General features: G+C 67.7%; 17 protein-coding genes and 1 pseudogene. 10 read left to right on the top strand and 8 right to left on the bottom strand.

The features are described 5' to 3' along the window. Positions 1 to 67: 67 nt before the first annotated feature. The 3 genes from moaC to BM394_RS04330 form a co-directional block, all read right to left on the bottom strand. Positions 68 to 559, bottom strand: a complete 492-nt coding sequence (gene moaC / locus BM394_RS04340) for a cyclic pyranopterin monophosphate synthase MoaC (protein WP_092974175.1) — start codon at positions 557 to 559, stop codon at positions 68 to 70. A gap of 94 nt (positions 560 to 653) precedes the next feature. Next, positions 654 to 2,141, bottom strand: coding sequence for an NAD-dependent malic enzyme (locus tag BM394_RS04335; RefSeq protein ID WP_092974172.1), 1,488 nt, complete (start codon positions 2,139 to 2,141; stop codon positions 654 to 656). Between the two features lie 284 nt (positions 2,142 to 2,425). After that, complete coding sequence (locus tag BM394_RS04330; protein ID WP_092974169.1) at positions 2,426 to 2,620, bottom strand: hypothetical protein; 195 nt, start codon at positions 2,618 to 2,620, stop codon at positions 2,426 to 2,428. Positions 2,621 to 2,814: 194 nt separating this feature from the next. Between BM394_RS04330 and BM394_RS04325 the strand changes: the two genes are divergently transcribed. Beyond that, positions 2,815 to 5,115, top strand: a complete 2,301-nt coding sequence (locus BM394_RS04325; RefSeq protein WP_245779960.1) for a helicase-associated domain-containing protein — start codon at positions 2,815 to 2,817, stop codon at positions 5,113 to 5,115. A 199-nt stretch (positions 5,116 to 5,314) separates the two neighbouring features. Here BM394_RS04325 and BM394_RS04320 read toward each other — a convergent pair whose 3' ends face one another. The 4 genes from BM394_RS04320 to BM394_RS04305 are packed head-to-tail and all read right to left on the bottom strand — an operon-like array spanning position 5,315 to position 10,706. After that, a complete protein-coding gene (locus BM394_RS04320) occupies positions 5,315 to 5,923 on the bottom strand; it encodes a GTP-binding protein (RefSeq protein ID WP_092974163.1) in 609 nt (202 codons plus the stop codon). Beyond that, complete coding sequence (locus tag BM394_RS04315; protein WP_092975004.1) at positions 5,904 to 6,650, bottom strand: DUF742 domain-containing protein; 747 nt, start codon at positions 6,648 to 6,650, stop codon at positions 5,904 to 5,906. The genes BM394_RS04320 and BM394_RS04315 overlap by 20 nt, the downstream gene beginning before the upstream one ends. Positions 6,651 to 6,681: 31 nt before the next feature. After that, positions 6,682 to 7,110: a roadblock/LC7 domain-containing protein gene (locus tag BM394_RS04310; protein WP_017973097.1), complete on the bottom strand. Its 429-nt coding sequence runs from the start codon at positions 7,108 to 7,110 to the stop codon at positions 6,682 to 6,684. Further along, positions 7,107 to 10,706 carry a sensor histidine kinase gene (locus BM394_RS04305; protein WP_175529955.1) on the bottom strand — a complete coding sequence of 1,200 codons (3,600 nt, stop codon included), beginning with the start codon at positions 10,704 to 10,706 and terminating at the stop codon, positions 7,107 to 7,109. The genes BM394_RS04310 and BM394_RS04305 overlap by 4 nt, the downstream gene beginning before the upstream one ends. Before the next feature lie 580 nt (positions 10,707 to 11,286). Here BM394_RS04305 and BM394_RS04300 point away from each other — a divergent pair. The 4 genes and pseudogenes from BM394_RS04300 to BM394_RS23640 all read left to right on the top strand — a co-directional run. Next, complete coding sequence (locus tag BM394_RS04300) at positions 11,287 to 12,309, top strand: ABC transporter substrate-binding protein (RefSeq protein WP_245779959.1); 1,023 nt, start codon at positions 11,287 to 11,289, stop codon at positions 12,307 to 12,309. 189 nt (positions 12,310 to 12,498) lie between these two features. Beyond that, on the top strand, positions 12,499 to 13,263 hold the full coding sequence (locus BM394_RS04295) for an ABC transporter permease (RefSeq protein ID WP_092927657.1): 765 nt from the start codon (positions 12,499 to 12,501) through the stop codon (positions 13,261 to 13,263). Beyond that, a complete protein-coding gene (locus BM394_RS04290) occupies positions 13,260 to 14,066 on the top strand; it encodes an ABC transporter permease (RefSeq protein WP_092974154.1) in 807 nt (268 codons plus the stop codon). The genes BM394_RS04295 and BM394_RS04290 overlap by 4 nt, the downstream gene beginning before the upstream one ends. A gap of 62 nt (positions 14,067 to 14,128) precedes the next feature. Beyond that, a pseudogene (locus BM394_RS23640) lies at positions 14,129 to 15,001 on the top strand (ABC transporter ATP-binding protein); the annotation flags it as partial. A gap of 570 nt (positions 15,002 to 15,571) precedes the next feature. On the opposite strand, the gene BM394_RS04280 reads toward BM394_RS23640, so the two are convergent. Continuing rightward, a complete protein-coding gene (locus tag BM394_RS04280) occupies positions 15,572 to 16,222 on the bottom strand; it encodes an LppU/SCO3897 family protein (protein WP_092974151.1) in 651 nt (216 codons plus the stop codon). A 378-nt stretch (positions 16,223 to 16,600) separates the two neighbouring features. Between BM394_RS04280 and BM394_RS04275 the strand changes: the two genes are divergently transcribed. The 5 genes from BM394_RS04275 (at position 16,601) to BM394_RS04250 (ending at position 23,564) form a co-directional block, all read left to right on the top strand. Continuing rightward, a complete protein-coding gene (locus BM394_RS04275; protein ID WP_092974147.1) occupies positions 16,601 to 18,265 on the top strand; it encodes a DNA repair helicase XPB in 1,665 nt (554 codons plus the stop codon). 111 nt (positions 18,266 to 18,376) lie between these two features. Next, positions 18,377 to 18,973 carry a suppressor of fused domain protein gene (locus tag BM394_RS04270; protein WP_092927661.1) on the top strand — a complete coding sequence of 199 codons (597 nt, stop codon included), beginning with the start codon at positions 18,377 to 18,379 and terminating at the stop codon, positions 18,971 to 18,973. A 223-nt stretch (positions 18,974 to 19,196) separates the two neighbouring features. Beyond that, entirely contained in the window at positions 19,197 to 20,210 is a 1,014-nt protein-coding gene (locus BM394_RS04265; protein WP_092974144.1) for an o-succinylbenzoate synthase, read from the top strand. Positions 20,211 to 20,541: 331 nt separating this feature from the next. Next, entirely contained in the window at positions 20,542 to 22,203 is a 1,662-nt protein-coding gene (locus tag BM394_RS04255) for an SPFH domain-containing protein (RefSeq protein WP_092974138.1), read from the top strand. Continuing rightward, entirely contained in the window at positions 22,203 to 23,564 is a 1,362-nt protein-coding gene (locus BM394_RS04250) for an SPFH domain-containing protein (protein WP_092974135.1), read from the top strand. Before BM394_RS04255 ends, BM394_RS04250 begins: the two co-directional genes overlap by 1 nt. The last annotated feature ends 14 nt before the right edge of the window (positions 23,565 to 23,578 follow it).

Genomic DNA, 23,578 nt, shown 5'->3' with positions numbered 1-23,578 from the left:
TATTCGACCCCGGCACTCACTCCGGCACGGTGCTCACTCCGGCACGGTGTCCATTTCCACGCGGTGCTCATTCCGAGCCTTCCGGCCGGGTCCACACTCCGGTTTTACCGCCCTCCTTGCGCTCGACGCGCACCTCGTCGAGCACGGCCGCCGGGTCCACCGCCTTGATCATGTCGTGCAGCGCCAGTCCGGCGCCGGTGACGGCGGTGAGGGCTTCCATCTCGACCCCGGTCCGGTCGGTGGTACGGACCGTGGCGGTTATCCGCACCTCCCGCTCCGCGGTTTCGAGTTCCACCCGCACTCCGGCGATCGCGATGGGATGGCACAGCGGAACGAGATCCGGGGTTCGTTTGGCGGCCATGATGCCCGCGATACGGGCTGTGGCGAGCGCGTCCCCCTTCGGGAGGTCGTCCCGGCGCAGCTGTTCGATCACGGCCGCCGTCGTACGCACCACCCCGGAGGCCACCGCGCTGCGGGCGCTGCTGTCCTTGTCGGCGACGTCGACCATCCGCGCGGCACCGGACTCGTCCACGTGGCTGAATTCGTGCTGTGTCGCCATGCGGCGAGCCTAGACGATCGGCACCGGCGCGACACAGGTGTGCGGCCGCCGTGGGGGTCCGACGACGGCCGCACTGTGAACCGGTGGTACTTCGTCAGATATCGGCGTCCTCGTCGAGTTCCGCGAAGCCCGGCGCCACGGCACCCACCACGGTGCCGCCGGCGGCACCGCCGTGTGCCGCCGGGGTGACCGACTCGCCGGAGACCGCGACCCTGCGGACCGCGTCCGCCACTGCCGGCGCGACCGTGGTGTCGAACACGCTGGGCACGATGAACGAGGCGTTGACCCGATCATTGCCGTCCACCACGTCGGCGATGGCGTTGGAAGCGGCCAGCATCATGTCGTCGGTGATGTCGTGCGCGTGCGCGTCCAGCAGTCCTCGGAAGAAGCCGGGGAAGGCCAGCACGTTGTTGATCTGGTTCGGGTAGTCGCTGCGGCCGGTGGCGACCACGGTGGCGTGTCGCTGCGCGACCAGCGGATCCACCTCGGGGTCGGGATTGGCCAGCGCGAACACGATCGCGTCGTCGTTCATGGCGGCCACGTCGTCCTCGCTGAGCAGGTTCGGCGCGGACACCCCGATGAACACGTCGGCGCCCCGCACCGCGTCGCTCAGCGTCCCGGTGCGTTCCTCGGCGTTGGTCTGCTCCGCGATGGAGCGCAGGTGCTCGTCGGCGTCCTGCCGCTCGCTGTGCACGATGCCGTCGATGTCCACCGCGATGATGTCGGCCGGATCCTTCTTGCGCAGCAGTCGGATGATCGCGGAGCCCGCGGCGCCCACGCCGCAGACCACCACCCGACAGTCCGAGAGATCCTTGTCGACCACTCGCAGCGCGTTGCGCAGCGCCCCGAGCACGACGATGGCGGTACCGTGCTGGTCGTCGTGGAAGACGGGGATGTTGAGCTTCTCCCGGAGCCTGGCCTCGATCTCGAAACAACGCGGCGCCGCGATGTCCTCGAGGTTGATACCACCGTAGACGGGAGCGAGCAGCTCCGCGGCTCGGATGATCTCCTCGGTGTCCTGAGTGTCCAGGCACACCGGCCAGGCGTTGACCCCGGCGAACTTCTTGAACAGCGCCGCCTTGCCCTCCATCACGGGCAACGCGGCCTCGGGACCGATGTTGCCGAGCCCGAGAACGGCCGAGCCGTCGGTGAGTACCGCGACGGAACTGCGCTTGACGGTCAGTCGGCGCGCGTCGTCGGGATTCTTCGCGATGGCGGTGCACACCCGTGCCACACCGGGGGTGTAGGCGCGGGAGAGGTCGTCACGATTGGCCAGTGCGACCTTCGAGTTGACCTCGATCTTGCCGCCGAGGTGCACCAGGAAGGTCCGATCGGAGACCTTGCGAACGTGCATGCCCGGCAACGCCTCGAGAACCTCGGTGATGTCCTCGGCGTGATCGGCGGACAACGAGTTGCAGGTGATGTCCACGACGATGCGGTCGGAGTGCGACTCCACCACGTCGAACGCGGTGATGACCGCACCGGTACGACCGACCGCGGTGGTGAGATCACCGGCGGCGTCGGCCGAGGGCGGCGCCTCGACACGAACGGTGATCGAATAGCCCGGACCTGGAACCGGCATGTAGCACCTCTGTCAGTGATGAGCTCTCGCGAAACCCTGTGGCAGTTCCGAGACTAGAACTCACCATCGCGGCACCACGGCGACCCCGTCCCAACGGGTGCTCGTCCCCTACCGACCAACGCCCCTGGCAGGACCCGGCCAACCGGCTCCTCGCCGCGCCCCGCCCGCCGGAACCTCTCGCGGTCCCCGGCCGCGTGTGGTCGATCCGACACCGCGACATCGGGGAGTACCGGTGGTACGCCGGTAGCGAGCGGGGCGGCAACCGTTCACGTGAGCGAGTACCGCTACGAGCTCTTGTTGATCCTGGTCTCGGGGTGGTGGTAAGGCACGGAGCCCTCCGGCAGCGGGAAGGTGACCTCCCCGAAGGGGGACATGGCGCCCTGGCGATCGGCCAGGAACTCGGTCACCGGGTGCCCGTCCTCGTCGTGCGGCCATTCCGGGTCGATGCGCTCACGTTTGGACTTGTTCGCGTCGGCCACGCCAACCTCCTTCGGGGATTCCCGCCGCGTACGCCCGGTGGTCCCGGCCGGAACCGAGCCGCGAGAGGGTTTCGAACTTACCTACTGGAAGCACAGTCTGCCTGATCCGAGGTGTTGCCCCCACCACCCCCGAACGCCGAGTGCCGTCTACCACACACCACCGGGTAGCCACCCGCACGGGTATGTTGGAACGGATGCCCGCCGACCCAGCCGCGAACGAACCGCCCCCCGAAAGCGTCGACTCGCTGACCGAACTACTGCGTTCCGGCGACGACCGACAGCTGCTCGCGCTGCTGCGTTCGCGACCCGATCTGGCGACACCGCCTCCGACGGACTCCGCGGTGCTCGCGGCACGCGCGACGGTGCGCTCCTCGGTCACGCGCGCCTGCGAGGACCTGGACTCGTTCAGCCTGAACGTGCTGGAGGCCCTGGTGCTGCTGGACGCCGACGAGCGAACCGTGTCACTGGAGCGGCTCACCGGCTTCTTCGGCGGCGAGGCCACCCGGGAGCAGCTGCGGTCACGAATCGATCCGCTCCGGGAGCGCGCCCTGGTGTGGGGACCGGACGAGGCGCTGCGCACCGCGGTCACGGTGCGGGAAACCATCGGCGCCCACCCCGCGGGGCTGGGGGCCGAACTCGGCGGACTGTCCGAACAGCGCGCCCGGGAGGTCCTGGCGGAGCTGGACGACGAGGAACTCGGCGTCGTGACCAAACTCGCGGGTGCTTCCCCGATCGGGCGCACGGGGCAGGCCAAACCCGGCGCGGAGCGTTCGGACACCCCGATCGGTCGGCTGCTGCTTCGCGGTCTGCTGCTCCGGCGGGACGAGAACACCGTCGAGCTGCCCCGTGAGCTCGGGCTCGCCGCGCGAGGCGACCGCCCGATGGGGAACGTGGCGACGGCGGAGCCGGTGCCGGAACTCGACGAGCACGGCCAACAGCGCATCGACGGCACGGCCGCCGGTGAGGCGCTGGAGCTGAACCGCCACGTCGAGCTGTTGCTGGAGAGCTGGGGACAGGAACCTCCGGACGTGCTGCGTTCCGGCGGCGTGGGGGTGCGTGACATCCGTGAACTGGCCAGGAAGCTGGGCAGCGACGAGACGCGCGCCGCGCTGGTCGTGGAGCTGGCGGCGGGGACGGGGCTGGTCGACACCAGCCCCGAGGAGGACCCGCAGTGGGTTCCGACGGTGCAGGCCGATGTGTGGTTGGCCGCCTCTCCGGAACACCGCTGGGCACTGCTGGCCGGGTCCTGGCTGGAACTGCCCCGGTTGCCCGGGCTGATCGGTTCGCGGGACGCGCGGGACCGGTTGCTGGGCACGCTGTCCGAGGGACTGCGACGTTCCTCGGCGCCTCGCGATCGGCGGCGCGTGTTGGAGTTGCTGGACGAGCAGCCCGGCGGATGGGGCTTCCGGCGGGACGACGGCGTGGCCGCCGTGCTCGCCTGGCGCGCTCCGCGACGCGGCGGTTCGATGCGCGACGAACTGGTGACCTGGACGCTCCGGGAGGCGAGGGCGTTGGGGATCGTCGCGCTCGGGGGGCTCTCCTCGGCCGGGCGCGCGTTGCTGACCGGTGACGAGAGTGCTGCCGCCGGGGTGATGGCCTCGGCGATCCCGGAACCGGTCGACCACGTGCTGGTGCAGGCCGATCTGACCGTGGTGGCCCCTGGCAGGTTGGAGCCGGAGCTGGCCGCCGAGCTGAACCTGGCCGCCGACGTGGAGTCGGCGGGCAGCGCCACGGTCTACCGCGTGAACGAGTCGAGCGTGCGACGAGCGCTCGACGCCGGACGCAGCAGCGAACAGCTGCGGGAACTGTTCGAGCAGCGTTCCCGCACCCCGGTGCCGCAGGGACTGACCTATCTCATCGACGACACGGCCCGCAGACACGGCAAACTACGCGCGGGAACGGCTTCGTCCTTTCTGCGCTGCGAGGATCCCGTGGTACTCACCGAGGTCCTCGGCAAGCAGCGGCTGGCCCACCTGGGGCTGCGCCGGATCGCCCCGACCGTGCTGATCAGCCCACTGCCGTTGGAGCAGCTCGTCGACGAGTTGCGCGGCAACGGTTACGCGCCGGTCGCGGAGAGCACCGACGGTGGTGTGCTGGATCTGAGCCGGGGACCGCAGCGGATCAAGGGCCGGGGCAGGTACGGCGGAGCACGCGGTGAACCGAGCAACTCCGCTCGCCCGGACGAGCAGCAGCTCACCGAGCGGGTGCGAACCCTGCGGGCGGGAGATCAGGCCGCCGCCACGCGGGGCAACACCATCGCGCCCGAACGCGGCAGGCCCAGCGCGAACGCGACGCTGGAACTGCTGCGGGAGGCGGCGCGCCAGAGCCACAGCGTGTGGCTGGGGTTCGTGGACGCCCAGGGTGGAGCGACGCAGCGGATCGTGCGGCCGGTCAGTGTCGGCGGCGGCGTGTTGCAGGGATTCGACTCCGCCCGAGGCGAGCTGGGTGACTTCCCGCTGCACCGGATCACCTCGGTGGCGGTGGTCGACCAGTGAGCGGCACGCCCGGAGGTCCCGCGACGGAACCAGCCTGACCGGGCACGCACCGGCACTCGGCCGGTGCCTCCGGAGCGTCGTGGTTCCCTCGGTCGGGCCCCCACCGGGCGGATCGCCCCACTTCGGGAGGGACGCGACTCACGCACCGGGAGGCTCGGCCGGGCGGGCCGAACCCCGGTCACCGGGGACGGCGAACCGATCAGCTCTGCGAGGTCGCCATCCGCTGCCGCATCGCGTGCTGCACGAGTGTGATCAGGGTGTTCTTGGTGGACTCCTTGTCCCTGGCGTCGCACCCCAGGATCGGCACCGATTCGTCGATGGTCAGTGCCTCCCGCACATCCTCGAGACGGTGGTGCATCACCCCGTCGAAGGTGTTGACCGCCACCACGTAGGGCAGCTGACGATCGTCGAAGAAATCGATCGAGGCGAAGGCATCGGCGAGACGGCGGGTGTCCACGAGCACCACCGCGCCGATGGCGCCCCGGACCAAGTCGTCCCACATGAACCAGAAGCGGTGCTGGCCGGGGGTTCCGAACAGATACAGGATCAGCTCGGAGTCCAACGAGACCCTGCCGAAGTCCATGGCGACCGTGGTGGTCACCTTGCCCGGCGTGGCCGTGAGGTCGTCGACCCCGACGCTGGCCTCGGTCATGACCGCTTCGGTGGTCAACGGGAGGATCTCGGAGACCGATCCGACCAGGGTCGTCTTGCCTACCCCGAAACCACCGGCGACCACGATCTTCGTCGAGGTCTTTCCACCACCGTCTCCACCGTTCACCGCGTGGGGATCAGAGCCTGCGAAGCCCACTGAGCACCCTTTCCAAGAACTCCATGGACGGCCGGTCGCCCACGACCATTCCGCTATCGTGAATCTCGACCAGGCCGAGACTGGCCATATCGCCGATCAGCACTCGCACCACTCCCAGCGGAAGCCGCAGGTGCGCCGAGATCTCGGCGATCGAACGGGCATCCGTGCACAGGCCACAGATCGACCGGTGTTCCGGTGTGGCCTGGGCACTCTGCGTGCGACCTCGCTCACTGGTCGAAACCAGGGTCTCGATCGCGAGCTCGTAGTCGCTCCGGGTACGCCCGCGTGTCCGGGCGTACGGCCGCATCAGCGAGCCTTCTTCCTCCGTGTCGTCACCCGACGTGCCGTCCTGTCCCGGGATGGAAGGCATCGAGGAGGAAATCGACGGCATGGACTGCGACAGCGGGGACATCGGCTGCGAGATGGACGGCATGGACATCGGACCACCGCCCGAACCGTCCTCACCGCCACGCGGCTCCTGGCCGGAGGCGGCTTCGCCGTACTCCGAGCGGTAGTCGGATCCGTAGAGATCCGCCCCCGGTCCGCCGAAGAGTCCGCGCTGGTATTCCTCGGTACTGGCGGCTTCGCCGCCGCGCGGCGTGCGTTGCCCTCCGGCACCGCCGTCCGGAGCTTCACCGAGGAAGTCCTGCTGCCAGTCGTCACCCATCCGTTGGCTGTAGAGCCGGAACAGGTCACCGTCCCAGTTCGGGTTGGCCCCCTCGCTCATCATGAGCTCCCAACGTCAGCCTCGGCTGATCTCATCGACCCATACCCTGCAACTGAGCGCGCAGCTCGGGGGTGAGCTGTCGCCCGACACGCTCCACCAACAGGGTCATCTCGTAAGCCACCAGCCCGATGTCGGCATTGGGCGCGGCCAACACCGCCAGGCAGGAGCCGTCACTGATCGACATCAGGAACAGGTAGCCCTGTTCCATCTCGACGACCGTCTGGGTGACGTCACCTGCCTCGAAACAACGCGCGGCGCCTTGGGTAAGGCTGACCAGCCCTGACGCGACGGCGGACAACTGCTCCGCACGGTCTCGGGGCAGACCCTGCGATCCTGCGAGCAACAGACCGTCCGCGGATACCACGACAGAGTGCGCCACGCCGGGTACCCGACGCACGAAGTCGGTGATCAGCCAACTGAAGCTGTTGCTGCTCATGGGTTGTTGGACGGACCCGGTCACTCCTGCTCCTCGGGACGGCTCGGAATCGAGCGGGACTGTTCGGTCGATTCTGGTTCGACCTTTGCGTGCCTACCACGCCGGACGCCTTGCTGGAAGTTGGACATTCTGCCACGGACGGCCGAGGCCGACCGGGGCACTGCCGGTTTGCTGGGCGGCGGCGACTGGTGTTCTGTCGCCGAGCCCGGAACAAGATTCGACTTCGGTTTGCGCTTGGGCAACCCTGCCGCGGTTTGTTCCTGTTCCTGCTCGGTCTGCTGTACGAGTGCTTCGGCGGCCTCCCAACCGGCGTCGCCGGCGCCCCAGCCCGGGTCCTCACCGGACTGACGCGCGTCGGCCACCCGGTTGCGCTCCTCACGGTTGGCCGCCCTGCGGCCGGAGAAGGCACGCATGGCGGTTTCCGAACTGTTGGAGCCACCGCTGTCGGTCGCGGATCCGGCCTCCGGCGCGGGGACGGCCCCGCCGGGCTCCTCGTGCGGCACTCGCCGTTCGTGGCCCTCGGGCTCGGCGGGCCACGAAGCGGGCTCGCGCCGCACGGCCGAATCACGAGCGCTCGGTTGGGAACCATTCCGAGACTCGCCTCCGGTAACACCAGCATCGAGATCGTCCCCAGACGATACCGTGTGGTTCATACCATTACGTCGCGAGTCACCGCCATGATCGCCGGTGAACGTCGAGCGCCCCGGCCAACCGATCGCGTCGTCGACCAGCTCGGAGTCGGAGGGCAACTCGGAGTTGTGCTCCAGGGCCGAACGCCCCGAAGCGGCGGGTTCCCCGTCGTCCTCGCGGAACCACTGCGAGAGCACCGCTTCGTATATCGGCAGTCGCTCGGTCGGGGTGTCGTCCATCTCCGGCCCACCCGAGTCGGAACCGAGTCCGACAGCGGGCACCTGCTCGGTGATGCCGGTGTCACCCGCGGCAACGGGCGGTACCGCCCCGGCGGGTTCGTCCTCCGGCGCGGGGCCGGGCCAGGACATGTGTTGTTCGGTCTTCTCCGACTCGAACGGACTGTGGAACAGGTCCGGAGAGTCCTCCAGCCCCGGAGGTGCGGCGCAGCGCCCCTCGTATTCGTCCGAGAGGTCCGATTCACCCGGGAAGTCCGATTCGGCCGCGCGGGGCGAATCCGCCGGGCCCGGCCAGTCCATCGTGGGCCGCTCGTCGCGCCGGCGTTCCGGTTCGTGCGGGGAATCCCGCGACTCGGAATCGTTCTCCCATCGCGGAACCTCGGTGACTCCGTAGGTGTCCCCCGAGGACAACCGCACCGAATAGCTGGGGGTCTCCGGCGGCTCCGAATCCGGTGACCCGGGTTCCGGTTGTTCCTCCGGCCATGGGGCTCGCGTGGTCGGTTCCGCCTCCAGCGCCGCCGGACTGTCCGGGACGGCGTCCCGTTCGTCGAGTTCCGGGGAGTTCGAGGGGAACTGCTGGTGGTAGCCGTTGTTGGCCTGCGGTTGCTCCAACTGGGCCGAGCGGTCGGCGCCGCCGAACGCGGCGGCGAGCCCCGAGTTGGAACCGGTCTCGCCCATGCCGTCCCGCGACTGCTCGCGCGGCATGTCGGGCATCGGCATGGGGCCGTTCGGGGTGAGCTGCACGATCAGCTCGCCCGGCAACCGGACGGTGGCGGTGGCGCCACCCTCGAGGTCACCGTTGTTCTGCAGTTCGACCGTGACGTGGTGCCTGCGTGCGAGCTGGCCGACCACGTAGAGGCCCATTCGGCGCGAGACCGCCACGTCGATGTCCGGCGGGCGAACCAGCCGGTCGTTGATCTCGTCGAGCTGCTCCGCGTCGACGCCCACACCGCGGTCACGGATCTCCAGCACGAGCTCCTGCCTGCGATAGGCGGTACGCACGGTGACCTCGGTGTCCGGGTTGGAGTAGACGGTGGCGTTCTCCAACAGCTCCGCGATGAGGTGCACGATGTCGTTGACCACGCGCCCCTGCATCGCCAGTTCGGGCGTCTCGCCGATGACCACCCGCGCGTACTGCTCCACCTCGGAGACGGAAGCGCCGATGACCTCGCTGAGCGGAACCGGACGCACCGTCCGACGGGTCAGATCGGTGCCACCGAGAATGAGCAGGTTCTCGTTGTTGCGGCGCATCCGGGTGGCGAGGTGGTCCAGTTCGAACAGCTGGCTGAGCTGGTCGGGGTCCTGTTCGTCCTGTTCCAGCCGGTCGATCAGCGACAGCTGACGCTGCACCAGCGTCTGACTGCGGCGTGCCAGGTTGACGAACAGGTCGTTGACGTTGTTGCGCAGCAGGGCCTGTTCGGAGGCCAGGCGCAGCGCCTGCGCGTGCACCGCGTCGAAGGAACGCGCCACCCTGCCGATCTCCTCGGTGGTGTGCACCGGGATCGGGTCGATACGGCTGCGTTCGCCCAGGTCCGGATTGTCGTCCTCGAGGATGGACTCGACCGCCTCCGGGAGCCGGTTGTCGGCCACGTTCAGCGCGGAACGCCGCAGCGTGCGCAGCGGCAGCAGCAGTGAACGCGCCACGAGGAGCGCGATGGCGAACGCCACGACCAGCACGAGGAGTACCAGCACCACCACGACGTAGGTCTGGGTGCGAGCGGCACCGGCGAGCTGGTCCGCCTGGTTCTGCAACTGTTGCCGGAGTTCCGACTCCACCTGGTAGGTGAGGTTCACCGTCTGCGTCGCGGTGCGCATCCACTCCTGCGCGTTTATATCGCCCAGTCCCTCACCCTGCTGGGTCTGCACGATGGCGGTTTCTTGCAGGTCACGAGCCTGTCCGACCGCGAGACCGGAGACGGTGTCGTTGTAGCGCTGGATCTGGGCGTTGGTGGCGCGCTTGCGGAACTCCTCCAGAGCGGCTTCCATGCTCGCGTCGGTGGCGAGCAGTTGCCGCTGACCACCGATGCCGAACTCGCCGCTTTCCAACGCCGAGAGCAGCCTGGCGCGTTTGACCGATTCCTGCTCCTTGACCCGGGACAGCGCGTTGGTCGCCCGGTAGAGCCGAACCACGCTCTCGTTGTTGATCCTGGTGACGGCACGCTCACCGAGCGCGATCAGGTTGTCCACCGAGGCGCTGTAGGCACGCAGCGCGGCCTTGGCCGGATAAGCGGTCTCGTCGGTGACCGAGCGCAGTGCTTGCAGCCGGTCCAACCGGTTGATCGCTTGCTCGTAAGGTGTGGCAACAGTGGTGTTACCCTGCTGTTTCGCCTCGTCGATCGCCGAGCGGAACCGCTCGATCGCGGCGTCCACGGTGTCGCGCTGCTCGGTGAGCTGGGAACGTTCACCGCCGCGTCCGGCCGCGATGTAGGCCACTGTGAGGTCGCGCTCGCGCTGTAACTGGTGCACGACCTCGGCGGATCTGGTGTCCAGAGTGACCTGCTCCCGCATCCGGAGCAGTTGCTGTGTCTGGTTGTAGTCGGAGACGACCTGCAGTGCACCGAAGACCAGCGCTGCCAGCGCCGGGACGAGCAGGACCACCAGCAGCTTGGTACGCAGGCGCCAGTTGCGCATCCGCAGCCCACCCGAGGGGCGTTCCTCGGAGTGATCATCGACCGGACCGCTGCTGCCGTTCGCAGCGGGTGCCTCCCCCGGCGCACCCGTCTCACTCGCGGTCGCGGTTTCCGCACCCGTCATCAATGGGTGTGAACCCGCTGACCCCGTCCCGGTCGACCGATCGGGGCCTTTGTTTCCTCCGGCCACTCGTGGCTTCCTCATTCCGACAGTTACGGGCACGTGTCGTCTCCGCAGTGCGGACAATCGACACCGAAAACACGGAAAGTGCAGCTCAGGGGATGGTCGTCACCCTGACATCCCGAACGCACCACCCATGGAGCCGGGGCTGCGCGACTCCTGCGGGCGGCCTCAGCGTACTGGCGCACACCGCGATCGGGAAAGTGGGTCGCTATACGTACCGTTATTCACACTATTGCCAGGATTAGACCTTTAGAGGGTAATCACCCGGGTAGATCGGCACAGCGAGCTACCCCCATGCGGAGCTGTGAGATAAAACACCCAACGAGGCGCGGGCGCCTGAGATCAATCGCACTCGTTATCCGAAAGAGATTCATTGTTCGCACTGTGTGTCCAAATAGCTCATTGTGCATCACTCTTGTGGTGGTGTAACTATTGAGCTGTTGACTCTTAGTACCGGAACCGTGAAAGTAATGACCTGTTCGCCGTCCCGTTCAGATCACCCGAAAGAGCATTGCTGACCATGGTTCGACCTGTTACGCGCGGCGGCCCCAGCGGCCGCTCACTGTCCCGGAGAGCGCTGGCGCTCGCTGCCGGAATCGGTCTTTTCCTGACTTCCGGTTGCGGCCTGCTGAGCGGCTCGGAAGGCAACGAGGAATCGAACTCCGGGATGACCACCATCAACCTGGGCACCATGCCCGCGGTTGACGTGGCACCACTGCACCTGGCCGAGGACAAGGGTTACTTCGCCGAAGAGGGACTGAAGATCAACACCAGCACCATCGCCGGTGGTGCGCAGGGAATCCCGAAGATCGCCAGCGGCGAGCTGGACGTCACCTTCGGCAACTGGGTCTCGTTCATCCGGGCCAAGCAGCAGGACAAGGTGGACGTCAAGGCCATCTCGGACGCCTACCAGGCCACCAAGGGCACCTTCCTGCTGATGCACATGCCGGACGGAACGGTCCAGGAGCCCGCCGAGCTCGAGGGCAAGAAGGTGGCCGTGAACACGCGGGCCAACCTCAACGAACTCACCGCGGTGAGCGCGTTGCAGACCCGAGGTGTCGACACCAGCAAGATCGAGTTCGTCACGATGGACTTCCCGGACATGCCCGCCGCACTGGAGCGGGGCGATGTCGCGGCTGCCTCGGTGATCGAGCCCTTCATCTCCCGTGCCAACCAGCTCGGCGCGGAGACCCTGCTCGACCAGGCCTCCGGCCCGACCGCGAACATGCCGATCGCCGGCTACGCCGCCACCAGCGATTGGGTCGAGCAGAACTCCGAAGCCGCCGCCAAGTTCCAGCGCGTGATGTCGAAGGCCCAGGCCGAGGCCAACGGCGACCGCAACGCGGTCGAGGAACTGCTGCCGGACTACACCAAGATCGAGCCGAAGACGGCTTCGCTGGTCACGATCGGCACCTACCCCTCGACGCTCGAAGCCAGCAGGCTCAAGAGCGTCGTGAGCCTGATGGAGAACAACGGTGAGCTCCCGGCGAACCAGTTCGAGATCAAGACGATGCTCTACCAGGCGCCCGAAAGCAGCGAGTGACCTGAGGACGAGCAACACCAGCCGGGCCGCCGAACGCGGCCCGGCGTTTGCTTTGCCGCTCGACTGATCGAGGTTTTCCGCCCGGGACGGCGAGGCGCTCGCCGGGCCCAAGCTCCCGGCGGGACGAACTCGTAACAGTGTCCCGGATCGACGGATCCCGGCCAAACCATCGGAACCAGTCAGGAAACCATGCGTAACACCTTACGCGCGCTGATCGGGGTCGCCGTCTTTCTCGTGATTTGCGAGATCGTCGGCCGTTCCGGTCTCGCGCCACAGCAGTACCTCCCACCTCCGTCCACAGTGCTGCAAGAGCTCGTGCGGATGCTCGGCGAGCAGGACTTCCTGCGCGACGTGGTCGCCACCGTGCTGGCATGGCTGATCGCGCTGTTTTTCTGCGCGGTGATCGCCGTACCGGCCGGACTGCTGCTCGGCAGCGTGCCGTTGCTGCGCACCGCGGTGACGGCGCTGATCGAATTCCTCCGCCCCGTCCCCTCGGTCGCACTGATCCCGCTGGTCGTGGTCGTGGCTGCGGGCAGCCCGGCGGGAAAGATCTTTCTGGCCGTCTACGCGGGTCTGTGGCCACTGCTGTTCAACACGATCTACGCCATCGGTGAGATCGACGACCAGTTGCTCGAGTCCGCCAGGGCGTTCCGGATCTCGCGAACGCAGGTGCTGCTGCGAGTGAAGCTGCCCAACGTGATCCCGTTCGTGTTCACCGGTCTGCGGCTGTCCGCGAGTACCGCGCTGATCGTGCTGATCAGTGCCGAGATGCTCATGGGCAGCAACGGTGGGATCGGCCACTACATCTACCTGGCCAGCAGTGGCGCGGGCCGGATGGATCAGGTACTGGCGGGAACCCTGGTCGCGGGCGTGTTCGGCTATCTGATCAACGCGGGTATGGCCGGCGCACAGCGGAAGTGGATCACCTGGGCACCCGCGGGAGGGACGTCATGAGTACCGAAGGAACCGGGGTACGCACTCGTGGCCGGCTGACCGGAGTGGCGCTGCAGCTCACGGTGCTGGTCGTGTGCGTGCTGCTCTGGCAGTCGATCACTGTCGGCGGTGACAGCACGTTCTTCCCCACCCCGCTCCAGATCGTCACCAGGACCTGGGAGCTGTGGTTCAGCGGTGGGATCGGCACGCTGTTCCTCACCGAAGCCGCGTTCGACGACGTGCTGCCCAGCATCGGCAGGCTGCTGCTGGGATGGCTGGTGGCCGGAGTCGCCGGAGTGGCCCTCGGGCTGGCACTGGGCCGTTCGCGCAACGCGCTCGCCTACATCGGGCCGCTGTTGTCGTTCGCGCGTTCCATTCCGCCCCCGGCGCTGCTGCCGGTGTTCATGGTGCTGTTCAGCATCGGGTTCAAACTGCAGCTGGCCACGATCGTCTTCGGTTGCGTGTGGCCGATCCTGCTCAACAGCGCCGACGGCGCGCGTTCGGTGGACGTCACCAAGACCGAGACCGCCCGTGCCTTCCGGATATCCCGTCCGCTCTGGTTCGGCTCGGTGGTGCTTCCCAGCGCCGTGCCGAAGATCTTCGCGGGGCTGCGGATCAGCCTCTCGCTGGCGCTGATCATGATGGTGATCTCGGAGCTGGTCGGGGCCAGCGACGGCCTGGGTCACGCGATGGTGCTGGCACGCGACCAGCTCGACTACGAACAGCTCTGGGGCGGAATCGTACTCATCGGCGTTCTCGGCTACGTGCTGAACGCGATCCTCTCGGCTGTCGAGAGCCGTGTCCTCAAGGCGGTGCCGCAATGACCAACACCCTGACAGTGGAGCAATCCGAACCGATAACCGACAGGAGCGACACCGTGCCGAAGATGCTGGAAGTCACGGGGTTGGGCCACACCTACGCGGGCAGTCAACAGCACACCGCGATCGGCGACGTGTCGTTCGACGTGGAATCGGGCCAGCTGGCCTGCATCGTCGGCCCTTCGGGGTGCGGCAAGTCGACGCTGCTGCGTTGCCTGGCCTCCCTGATCGCGCCGAGTCGCGGCGAGGTGCGGATGCACGGCGACCTGGTGCGAGGTGTTCCGGAGGACCTGGCTGTCGTCTTCCAGGACTACAGCCGTTCGCTGTTTCCGTGGATGAGCGTGCGCGGCAACATCGAGTTCCCGCTGCGCTCCCGCGGCATCGGCAAGTCCGAGCGCCGCGAACGGGCGGAGCAGACCCTGCGGTGGGTGGGACTGTCCGGTTCGGAACGCAAGTACCCCTGGCAGCTCTCCGGCGGCATGCAGCAGCGCGTGGCCATCGCCCGGGCGCTGGCTTGCCGTCCCGCGCTGCTGCTGATGGACGAACCCTTCGCCTCGGTGGACGCGCAGACTAGGTTCGAGCTGGAGGACCTGCTGCTGCAGGTGCGCAAGGAGCAGGACACCACGATTCTGCTGGTCACCCACGACATCGACGAGAGCGTGTACCTCAGCGACCGGGTGCTGGTGCTGTCGAAGTCCCCCGCCTCCATAGTGGCCGATCTGCCGGTCGAACTCGGTGAGGACCGCGACCAGATCAGTACGCGCGAGTCGGAGACCTTCGTTCAACTGCGTGGCGAGATAGCCCGGTTGTTGCGAAGCCGTGAGCAGCGGGCCACTGCGGAAAGCGCTGGTGAGCCGAGCACCGGGCCCGCGGATACCGCGGAGGTCGCGGACGAACGCGCCTCCGAGGAGACTCCGGAAGACGCGGCCGAGCGTACCGAGGACACGGTTCCGGAGGACGACACGGAATCGGCCGACGATGCGAAGCCGGATTCCGAGACCGAGCCGGAGTCCGGCGAGGACCGCTCCAGGACGGAAGAAGCCGCTCGCGAGGAAGACCAGGATTCCCACGCGGAATCGGGCGCGCCCCGCGAAGCGGACTCCGAAGACGACGCGGTGGTCGAAACAGCGGTTGGTTCCGAAGCCGACGGGGCGAAGTCAGAAACGGAGACCGCCGGCACGGCTGAATCCACCGAATCCACTACGGAGCACGCGGCGACACGCGACTCGAGGTGACCCGCGCACGGCACGATCCACCCGTGACGCGAGGAGCCGCCCGCCACCGTCCGGCGGCGGGCGGCTCCGGTCACCCGAGCGCGGGTGGGTTTCACCGCGAGCGGTGCGACATCACGTCCGACATCGCGTGACCGGCTACGGCGCACGAACGTCGTCCACGGGAGAACGCGCCGCGGGAGAAACACGACGGCGCCACCCGCGGGATCGCGGGTCGGCACCGCCGATATCGAACGAACACTCGGCGAGTCCGTTCGCGGGGACGATCGCCCCAGTGCTTCAGCCCTTACCACCGATTTCCTGCATGCACACCGTGCGGGAGAGCTCGGGGTAGGTCGCGTAGTAGGAGCCGGGGGCGCAGACGTTCTTGTCGCTCTTGTCGGCGACCTTGGTCACGTTCAACGAGGCCCTGTCCGACTCGCAGCCGACCTTGGTATCCAGGTACTGATCGCCCTGCACCCACAGACAGTCCTCCGGAGTGACGTCCAGAACCATGCAGTAGACGTCATTGTCGAAGGTCAGGACTTGGTAGTAGTCCTCCTTGTCGGTGCAGCTCGTACTACCCGTCTGATGTTTGACGATCTTGTAGTCCGAGGCGTCGGAGCCGCACTCGACCTTTTCCTGTTCGAAGTCCTCCAGCCCTGCCTCGATCATGTCGAGGCAGTCACCCTTCTCGATGTTCGGCCCCGTGAAACCCGAGATCGCTTCGGTGATGTTCGACCGCAGCGGCCCGAGGGCGAACGTCCCGAGGACTCCGAGCAGCACCGCCACGCCGAGCGTGGTGAGTGTGATCACCAGCGGTTTACGAGACTTGCCCTCTCCCGCTTCGGAGGTGGGCTGTTCTTCTTCGGCTCCGAGGGCGGGTTCTTCCGCTGCCCGCTGCTGTTCGGGCTGTTCCGCCGGGTCGGGTGGTTGCGATGGAGTACTCACGCCGTCCTCTTCGATAGCTTTCACTCTTTCGGACGAAGAAAATACTGGAGGCGGACGACATGCCGGGAGCTCGTTTTCCGACGAACCGGACAAGTGTTGTCGCAATGGAATCTCACCGCAACAGGAGTTTTGTCCTCCACGCCGCCGGACGCGGAGCCCGTTCGCCAGACCGTGGCGAACCGCACATCCGCGCGAGTGGGCACCGATCTCGCGCGAGATCGACATCCATCCCGCCGGCCGCCTCGACGGGTACCGTGGTGCGCGACACTGTGGCACGCTCCGTCGGCGGTGGAATACTCGACGGTCGGGAACCCGTTGCGCCGGTGGTGACCGCGCCGCGCACACCAGCACCGATCCAGTTCAGCCAGGAGCGAGCACGTGACTGACGGACCGCTGATCGTCCAATCGGACAAGACCGTCCTACTGGAGGTCGATCACCCCGGGGCCGAACAGGCCCGAATCGCGATCGCACCGTTCGCCGAGTTGGAGCGAGCACCGGAACACGTCCACACCTACCGGGTGACCCCGCTCGCGCTCTGGAACGCACGGGCCGCTGGGCACGACCCCGAGCAGGTGGTCGACGCGTTGGTCAACAACTCCAGGTACCCGGTTCCGCAGCCGCTGCTCGTCGACATCGTCGAGACGATGGGGCGTTACGGCAGGCTGGAACTGTCCAACGACCCGGCACACGGCCTGGTGCTGACGGCGCGGGACCGTGCCGTGCTCGAAGAGGTGCTGCGCAGCAAGAAAGTCAAACCCATGGTGGGGTCGCGGCTGGACGACGACACCGTGGTGGTGCATCCCAGCGAGCGCGGGAGGCTCAAGCAGACCCTGCTCAAACTGGGATGGCCCGCCGAGGACCTGGCGGGCTACGTGGACGGCGAGGCCCATGCGATCTCGCTGCGACAGCACGGTTGGCAGCTGCGTGACTACCAGCGACAGGCCGTGGACTCCTTCTGGGCGGGAGGCTCGGGAGTGGTCGTGCTACCCTGCGGCGCCGGTAAGACGCTGGTCGGCGCGGCGGCCATGGCCGAAGCGGGCGCCACCACGCTGATCCTGGTCACCAACACGGTCGCCGGGCGACAGTGGAAGCGCGAACTGGTGGAACGAACCTCGCTGACCGAGGACGAGATCGGCGAGTACTCCGGCGAGCAGAAGGAGATCCGGCCGGTCACCATCGCCACCTACCAGGTGATAACCCGCAAGTCCAAGGGCGAGTACCAGCACCTCGACCTGTTCGAGTCCCGGGACTGGGGGCTGATCGTCTACGACGAGGTGCACCTGCTTCCCGCACCGGTGTTCCGGATGACCGCCGATCTCCAGTCCAGGCGTCGCCTCGGTCTGACCGCCACCCTCGTGCGGGAGGACGGTCGGGAGAGCGACGTGTTCTCGCTGATCGGTCCCAAGCGGTTCGACGCACCGTGGAAGGAGATCGAGGCGCAGGGCTGGATCGCGCCCGCCGACTGCGCCGAGGTGCGCGTGACGCTGACCGAGAACGAACGGATCGAGTACGCCACCGCCGAAGCCGAGGAGCGCTACAAGGTGTGTGCCACCGCACGGACCAAGGCGTCGGTGGTACGGGCGATCCTGGACCAGCACCCCGGTGAGCCCGCGCTCGTGATCGGTGCCTACCTGGAACAACTGCACGAACTGGGCCAGGAGCTGGACGCTCCGATCATCGAGGGCTCGACCAGGAACAAGGAGCGCGAGGCCCTCTACGACTCCTTCCGGCGTGGTGAGATCAACCGGCTGGTGGTCTCCAAGGTCGCCAACTTCTCCATCGACCTCCCGGAGGCATCGGTGGCCGTGCAGGTGTCCGGTACGTTCGGTTCGCGGCAGGAGGAGGCCCAACGGCTGGGCAGGCTGCTGCGGCCGAAGACGGAAGGCGGCCAGGCGCACTTCTACTCGGTGGTTGCCAGGGACACCCTGGACACCGACTACGCTGCACACCGGCAACGCTTCCTCACCGAACAGGGCTACGCCTACCGGATAATGGACTCCGAGGACCTGCTGGGCCCTGCCGTTCCCGATGTGGACGGGTGAGAGGCGATTGCCCCGCTCCCGGCGGCGCGGGGCACGGCTCGTGGTGGGCCGATCCCGCTTCGGCGCCCGTAGTTGGACACCACCGCAGGCGGAGGATGCTGGAGGGCCAGGATGAGCACCGGGAACGACGCGACACCCGCGATAGGCGGGGCTCACCGCTTCGTCGGGTTGGCAGAGAATCTGGAACGGTACGCGGGAACACCGTCCGAGGCGGAACCACCGAACGTGCACGGTCCCGACCGCGGCTACGGTCTGGTGTTCTTCCACCTGGACGAATACCACCTCAGCTCGGTGATCAGCTCGGGGCTGCGTTTTCAACCGATCGGTGCGGAGCCGGCACAGGAGCTGGCGTGCACGGTCTACCGGGAACAGGCCGAGGCGGCCCGGTACCTGGTGGACATCTCGGCGGAACTGCTGGTGCGGAACGGGACCCACCTGGTGCCGGATCAGCTCGTGCCGAACGACAAACCGCTGCTGGCCGGTACCGAGTTCCACGCGCTGCTGGCGGGTGGGCACCCGCTGTTCCCGCCCGAGTTCACCCGGTTCACCGACGCGCAGGGGGTGGAACAGCTGCAGGTGTTCACGCTGCTGCCGGTCACCCTGGGTGAGCTGAACTTCGCGCTCGACCGGGGCGTCGCGGCGCTGCGGCAGCAGTGGGCACGCTTCGAGGTCGACGTCTTCGACATCGGCAGGCCAAGCGTGGCCTGAGCACAGCGCTCGGGACTTCGTCGGCTCGGTTTTCGCCGTGCTCGGGTGACGGAACCTCTCGCGGACTCTCGCTCCGGCGAGGCCCGACATCGAGTAGGTACTTCGACGGAGACACCCCGACCCAACAACGCATTACCACCGCTCGGCGGTGACCACCGCCGACGGTGTGGTGTTGGCTCCAAACCCGTGCCCGAGTTGGTACGCACGTGCCAGGATCGAAGTCATGTGCTCCACCGATCGCGAACTCGACCTGGCCGAACTCGACGCGGTGCGCGTCTACAGCCTGCCGATGCGTACGAGATTCCGTGGAGTCACCACCAGACAGGGCGTGCTGCTCAGCGGCCCCGCGGGGTGGGGGGAGTTCTGCCCGTTCGAGGACTACTCGGACGCGGATTCGGCCCCGTGGCTGCGCACCGCCCTGGAGAGTTGTTTCGAGAGCTGGCCCGAGCCGGTGCGCGACGCCGTGCCGGTCAACTGCACCGTTCCGGCGGTGGATCCGGAGCGGGCCCACCGGATCGTGGCGGACTCCGGTTGTCGCACCGCGAAGGTCAAGGTGGCCGAGGCGGGCCAGCCGGAGTCGGCCGACATCGAACGGTTGGTGGCGGTGCGGGCCGCGCTGGGCGGCTCCGGGGCCGTGCGGGTGGACGCCAACGCCGCATGGGACACCGACACGGCGGTGCGGCGGATACGCGAGCTCGACCGCGCCGCTTCCGGCCTGGAGTACGTCGAACAGCCCTGCCCCACGGTGCCGGAGCTGGCCACCGTGCGGCGGCGTGTGAACGTGCGCATAGCGGCGGATGAATCGATTCGGCGGGCCGTCGACCCGCTGCGGGTGGCGGTCGCGGAGGCGGCCGACGTGGCGGTGATCAAGGCGACCCCGCTGGGCGGAGTCCGACGCGCGCTGCGGGTGGCCGACTCCTGCGGACTTCCCTGCGTGGTCTCTTCCGCGGTGGAGAGCAGTGTGGGGTTGGCCGCGCAGCTGGCTCTCGCCGGGGCGCTGCCGGACCTGCCCTTCGCCTGTGGCCTCGGCACGGTGGCCCTGCTGGACGGCGACATGGTCAGCGACTCCCTGCTGCCGGTGAACGGATGGCTGCCGGTACCGCGACGTGCCCCCGCCCCCTCCCCCGCGCTGGTCGCCGCCGCCACACCCCCGGCGGAGACGCAACACCGCTGGCTGGACCGGTTGCGACGGGTGCACGACGTCATGCCGCGCCGCGAGGCCGACGAACCGGGATAATCGAGTTCGCGGCGGCGGAAAAACAGTCCTCCGTGGAAGAGACGAAACACGCGAAAACGGCGGGAAGGATCGAATTCCCGGTTCGGATACGACGAAATCGCCGCGTGTTTCCCGCCGTGTGCGATAACCTCTGGCAACCGCACGACGGCGGCACCGGGATTTCGGCGGTTCCCCGAACATCGCTGTCGCGAGTTACGAGTGCGGACGGTTCCGTGACCACGAACGATCCGTTCGAAACGGTTCGTGGACTCGGTCGAGCGGCCCGGCCCGCGGTGGCCGGCGATCGTTCGAACCGGTTTTTCGACAATGAGCTCTAAAAGGAGCGAGGCGCATGACCATCGCAGCGGCCGGGCGTCGAGCCACGTCCGCGGTGAGCGAGGGACAGGATCTGTCCGAAACGGTCGGTGAGGCCGCCGAGCGCGGCGACGACGGGTTCGCGATCGACCCAGGTGACTTCCTCTCCGCGCGGGAACAGGGCAGCTCGGCGGGTACCAGAATAGAGCAGCGGAACGCACCGATGGAGGAGATCGGTGCGATCGTCAGCAACACCACTCTGGAGCGGGGCGGCGACGGGGAGTGGGTCAATGTCATCTGCCCTGTGGTGATCCCCAAGCGCAACGCGATCACCGCCCTCGCGATCCCGGTGCTGGGGTTGGCTGTCCTGGCGGTGATCGGTCTGGTGGCGACCCGGTTGACCGGCGTGGGGACGGCCTGGTTCGGCCCGCAGATCTGGACACTGCTGGTGATTCTGGCCGGACTGCTCTGGGCACGGCGCAGCGTCGTCATGGTGCCGGAGGGCTGCCAGGCGATGATCACCAAGTTCAGCAAGCTCGACCGCACCGTCGGACCGGGGCGCACGGTGCTGCTCGACCCCCGCAAGAAGGTCAGCTACGTGCTGAACACGACGCGGGAGTACCCGTTCAACGCCCCCATCAGCGAGGCACCCACTCGAGGTGGCATCAAGGCCTCGGTCGATCTGTTCCTGCAGTTCCGCATCGAGGACCCGACGCAGTTCATGTTCGCGCTCGGTGCCGTCTCGGGTTTCTCCGACAAACTGTCCAACGCGGTCAGCGAGGTCACCCGAAGTCTGATCTACCAGCAGCGGGCGGAGGACATCTACGACCTCGTCGGGGAGAGCACCCAGGAACTGCTGGACAGCCTGAACGAGCAGTTCCTGCCCGCCGTACGGCTGACCAGCGCCAACATCACCCACGCCGAACCGTCGAGCCAGCAGTACCGGGCCGACCTCGCCGCACCGGAGATGGTGCGGATGGCCAAGGACGCCTACACCTACGAGTACGAGCTCAGCCTGCGCAAGGAGCAGGACGAGGGTGATCTGAACAAGGAACTGGCCTCGATGAACGAGAGCCTGTCCGGGATCAGGGCCGAGATCGCCAGTTACCAGGCGCAGATGGACACCGCGCTGGAGCGGGAGACCAACCGCGCCAAGGCGCAGGCGCGGCAGCGCTTCGTGGAAGCCGAGAGCACCGCCAACGCCAACTCCGCGCTACTGGAGGCGCAGGCGCTGGACATCCGTGCGGTGAGCGCCGCGAACAATCCGGAGATCCTGGAATACCACTACGAGAAGGACGTGCTGGACAAGCTGGAGAGTCTGGCGGAGCACCTGCCGGTGCTCGTCTCGCTCGGCGACCAGGACGACATCGACTACCCGGCCGCGGCACGCCGGATGCTGGGCATTCACGAGGGCGCGGCGGGACTGTCCGAATCGGATGTGGCCGCGATCCGGGAACGCGCCGAAGCGATCCGGGAACGCATCAGCGGTCGTGAGGCCGAGATCGAGCAACTGCTGGCGGCGGGTGGACACACCGAATCGCCCGAGGCGGAGACGGCGGCGGAATTCACCGACGTGGCGGACGCTCCGACACCGCCCGCGACCGGACCGGATCCGGACGGCACCGCCGGGACCCCCACCGACGAGATTCGCGACGGCGAGACTCGGGACGGCGAACAACAGCAGGCAGGTGAGCTGTGATGTCCACCCAACAACGCGGTTTTTCCAAGATCACCGATGTGGTCGCGCCGTGGTCGAAGGTCCGCGAGCTCATTCGTGGCGGCGACGAGGGCAGGCTCGTCCCCGTGGTGATCCCGAAGGACGGCCGGAGCGTCGGCTGGGTCGCGCTGCTGTTCGTGGCGCTCTACCTCGCGGGCACGGCGGCGTTCAGCGGCGGCGTGGTCGCCGTGTCCACGGGGATCGCCGCTGCCCTGGCGCTGGTGCTCGCCGCGATCGCGTTGTGGCGTGCTTCGATCGTGGAGATCGAGCAGGGCACCACCGGCATCCGCAGTCGCTACGGCGCGTTCACCGGCACCCTCTCCCCCGGTCGGCACTACCTGTGGTGGCCCTGGGACAAGGTGGAGTTCGTCGTCGACACCACCACCGAGATCCCGTACAACGCTCCCGTCGCGGCCTGCCCCACCTCCGAGGACGTGCCGTTGAAGGCGATCGAGTTCTTCCTGAAGTTCCGCATCGACAATCCGATCGACTTCGTGCGCACCATCGGTGCGGGCAATTTCGACGTGGTGCTGTCCAGCGCGGTGCAGGACGCGATCCGGCAGCGCGGCAGGCAGGTGCACACCGAGGAGGCCTACGAACTGCGCGGCAGCGACGTCGAGGACATGCAGGCGACGCTGAACCGGCAGCTCAACAAGTACGGGGTGAGCATCCTCGGCGCCAACATCCCGGACGTGCAGCTACCGGACCAGTACCAGCAGCACCTCGCCACCCGGGAACGGGTCGCCAAGGAACTCAGCGCCTACGAGCGGGAGTGGGAGCTGACCCGCAAGCGTCGGATCGACAACCTGCTGATGGAGATCGAGCGCGCCAAGAAGACCCGCGACGCCAAACTCGTCGAGGTGAAAGCGTCCCGCAACCAGGCTCGGCGCGATGTCGCCAGGCAGCTGGAGGAGCAGGAGACCGAGGCGCAGCGGGCGCAGTGGGAGATCGAGGCGCGCGGCAGGGCGACGCTGACCGAGGCGCAGAACGAGGCGAAGTCCAGGCAGCGGCTGGGCCAGTCCTACCGCGACAACCGGGCGGTGCTGCACTACGAACTGGCTCGCCGCAGGCTGGAGGTGGGTGCCAGGCTCGCCGAACGGGCACCGCGTCCCGTGGTCGTGCGTGGTGGTGGGGGTGAGCAGTCGGGACTGTCCACCCTGCTGCTGTCGCAGCTGCTGCCGAAGCTGACTTCGGAGGCGTTCACGGCCGGCCACTCCCAGCAGGGCGCGGGCTCCGAGGGCGGTCGGGGCGAGGCCTATGCGGACGAGGCGATGCGTGCGCTCGGCAACGCCAACGGCATCGCGGACTCACTGCTCGGTGAGGACGGCTCCGGTAACCAGTAGGACCTCGGGAACCA

It is taken from the genome of Actinopolyspora lacussalsi subsp. righensis (assembly GCF_900116555.1).
Classification (GTDB): domain Bacteria; phylum Actinomycetota; class Actinomycetes; order Mycobacteriales; family Pseudonocardiaceae; genus Actinopolyspora; species Actinopolyspora lacussalsi.
Note: the sequence above shows the minus strand (reverse complement) of the source record. Positions and strands in the feature narration are given on the sequence as shown.